This window comes from Acinetobacter sp. GWC1_38_13 (assembly GCF_001767535.1).
GTDB classification, from domain to species: Bacteria; Pseudomonadota; Gammaproteobacteria; order Pseudomonadales; family Moraxellaceae; genus Acinetobacter; species Acinetobacter junii.
Window position 1 is genome coordinate 2,433 of sequence record NZ_MELG01000045.1, and the last position, 2,434, is coordinate 4,866.

Consider the following 2,434-nt stretch of genomic DNA (forward strand, 5'->3'; position numbering starts at 1 on the left):
ATGTTTCATTTACCAGCCATTGCTGAGCATCATTAAAGATTTCAAATTTAAGACTCAACGTCGCATTCTGATTTAGATGCATATGAGTGCTAGGTGAAGTTTGAAACTCTAAATCAATTAAAGATATCGGTAACAATCGAACCTGATTGGTTGTATTAAACTCACATTGAACACCTTTGAAACTACGCGACTTTAATGATGTTTTTTTGGGGATGATATGAGCTGATGTTAATTGCTTTAATTTATTAACATCTTCAAAGCTTACTACTGTGCATGCAGGAAAATGTCTTAGATATTGAGGAAACATCACCTCAAATAATGCATGTGTAAAAACCTCATAACTATCTGCAAGCTTCTTATCAATACGAGCAGCAATCAATGAAAAAGCTTGAATTAAACGCTCAATGTGCGGGTCATCAATTTGCTCTTGGTTCAAAGATAACCGTTGAGCAATCTTAGGATACTTTTGTGCAAACTCTCTAGCCTGTTGACCAAACTCTTGTAGTTCTTTTTCATAATAAGGTAAAAGTTGATCGATCACGATTTGCTCACACTACGTTCTAGCTGAAATTACATATTGTTGTGTTGTCGGTTTAAGCAAAGCATCAAAAAAAACAGGCTCGTATAATGGGTGGATATTTAAATAAGCTTGAATACTCAAACACAATGACCCCATGTTATGGCCATCTAACAACATCTCTACTTTGATTTGTCTAAGTCTAGGTTCATGTGCAGTAATAGATTGCTCAATAGATTGACAGATCTTATCGCGGTCTAAAGGATTGGCTGTTGATAGTCCAACAAAGTCAATAATTCCAAACTGTAAAATAGATTTCTTAGCCAATGGATATTGATCTATATCTTGAGCAAATTGCGCCGTTCTGCTGTTCAGCAAATCCTCTAAATCATGCGCTACTGATTCTCTTAATTGCTGAATCGACATACCTCGTAAATAATCTTCTTGCTCTGGTACTAAACGATCAAATAATGTTGATCGGAATCCATAAGGATATAAATGATCTAAATTCATTTTTATAAGAACATAATTTTTAGTGGAAATAGAGGTTAATCACAGATCTATTAACCTCTATTAGAAACTCACAAACTATATTAAGCAGCGTAAGATGCTGTATTGTTAGAAAGTGACCATTTCTTAGTAACAGCACCTTTTGAAGTACCATTAATATCTTGTTGGTTATACGTCCATTCTACAGCAGCATATTTCAAACCAAATGCTTCAGTTGGAACACCTTCTTCATTAACAGTTGGAGTTACGCTTGAAACAAGTACATGTTTTAATTTGATTTGTAAGTATTTAATGCGTTTATCGCCATTTGCTCGGTAGAAATCAATCTGTACCTCATCAAATGTATAACCTGCAGAACATGCTTCCCATAATTTAGGACTAGTCGCATCCAAGTCTTTCACAAAAATCATATCTGAATGCTCGACACGTTCAGCAGTATGACCACCAACACTACTTGAAGTAGCTGATTTTGGTTGACGGATATTGTGAGACCAAGAATTAACTTCTAACCAGCCTTTATGTTCTGAGTCACGAGATTCGCCATCTACTTTATATTTGCCGCGAAACTCGATATAAATATCTTTCATTTAAAACTTACCTCTATTTAATTTATTTAAAGTTATTATCTAGCTGATCTCATTGTTAATTTGAGGATTGCGGCAGTTCAGTGACCAATCGCAAAGAAACAGACAATTCATCCAGCTGGAAATGTGGTCTCAAGAAAACCACGGATTTGTAGTGCCCTGGTTGAGCAGGATCTTCTACAACTTTTACAGATGCTTCACGAAGCGGATATTGTGCTTTTGCTTCTTGAGAGGCACCGTCATCAAGTAATACATATTGAGAGAGCCAGTCATTCAAAAAGGCTTCAACATTACCTGCAGATGCAAAACTTCCGACTTTATCTCGCATCATTGCTTTTAAATAATGTGCGATACGTGATACAGCCATGATGTATTGAATTTGACTCGAAAGTGCTGAGTTGGCATTTGCTGTATCGTTATCATATTTCTTTGGTTTTTGTGTTGATTGCGCACCAAAGAACGCTGCATAGTCCGTATTTTTACAATGGACTAATGGTATAAAGCCTAGATCACTTAATTCCTTTTCACGGCGATCTGTAATTGCAATTTCCGTAGGACACTTAAACACAACTTCGCCATCAGAAGTTTTAAAGGTATGTACTGGCAAACCTTCAACTAATCCCCCACCCTCAACTCCACGAATCGCTGCACACCAGCCATGAGAATCAAATGCGTTCGTCAAACGTGTACCAAATGCATATGCCGCATTCATCCATAAATAATCATCATGGTTTTCCCCAGAAACATCTTCAATAAAATTAAAACCTTCTGTCACGGTACCTTCTTTGGGATGGTATGGTAATCGACCTAATACATGCGGCAT

4 protein-coding genes are annotated in these 2,434 nt (G+C 36.7%); all 4 read right to left on the reverse strand.

What is annotated here, in order from left to right; translation table 11 throughout:
* A partial coding sequence (locus A2003_RS04465; protein WP_286686869.1) for a type VI secretion system baseplate subunit TssF occupies window positions 1-541 on the reverse strand: 541 nt, incomplete at its 3' end.
* A gap of 12 nt (window positions 542-553) precedes the next feature.
* Window positions 554-1,030 (reverse strand): type VI secretion system baseplate subunit TssE, encoded by a 477-nt coding sequence (gene tssE / locus A2003_RS04470; RefSeq protein WP_004913783.1) that lies wholly within the window; start codon window positions 1,028-1,030, stop codon window positions 554-556.
* A gap of 80 nt (window positions 1,031-1,110) precedes the next feature.
* Entirely contained in the window at window positions 1,111-1,614 is a 504-nt protein-coding gene (locus A2003_RS04475) for an Hcp family type VI secretion system effector (RefSeq protein WP_004913785.1), read from the reverse strand.
* 55 nt (window positions 1,615-1,669) lie between these two features.
* Window positions 1,670-2,434 (reverse strand): type VI secretion system contractile sheath large subunit (gene tssC, locus A2003_RS04480; RefSeq protein ID WP_286686870.1); only part of this gene is annotated, 765 nt, incomplete at its 5' end.

Excerpts from the sequence above, each read along its gene's own strand:
- tssE (WP_004913783.1), bottom strand. The coding sequence starts at position 1,030 with ATGAATTTAGATCATTTATATCCTTATGGATTCCGATCAACATTATTT.
- A2003_RS04475 (WP_004913785.1), bottom strand. The coding sequence starts at position 1,614 with ATGAAAGATATTTATATCGAGTTTCGCGGCAAATATAAAGTAGATGGC.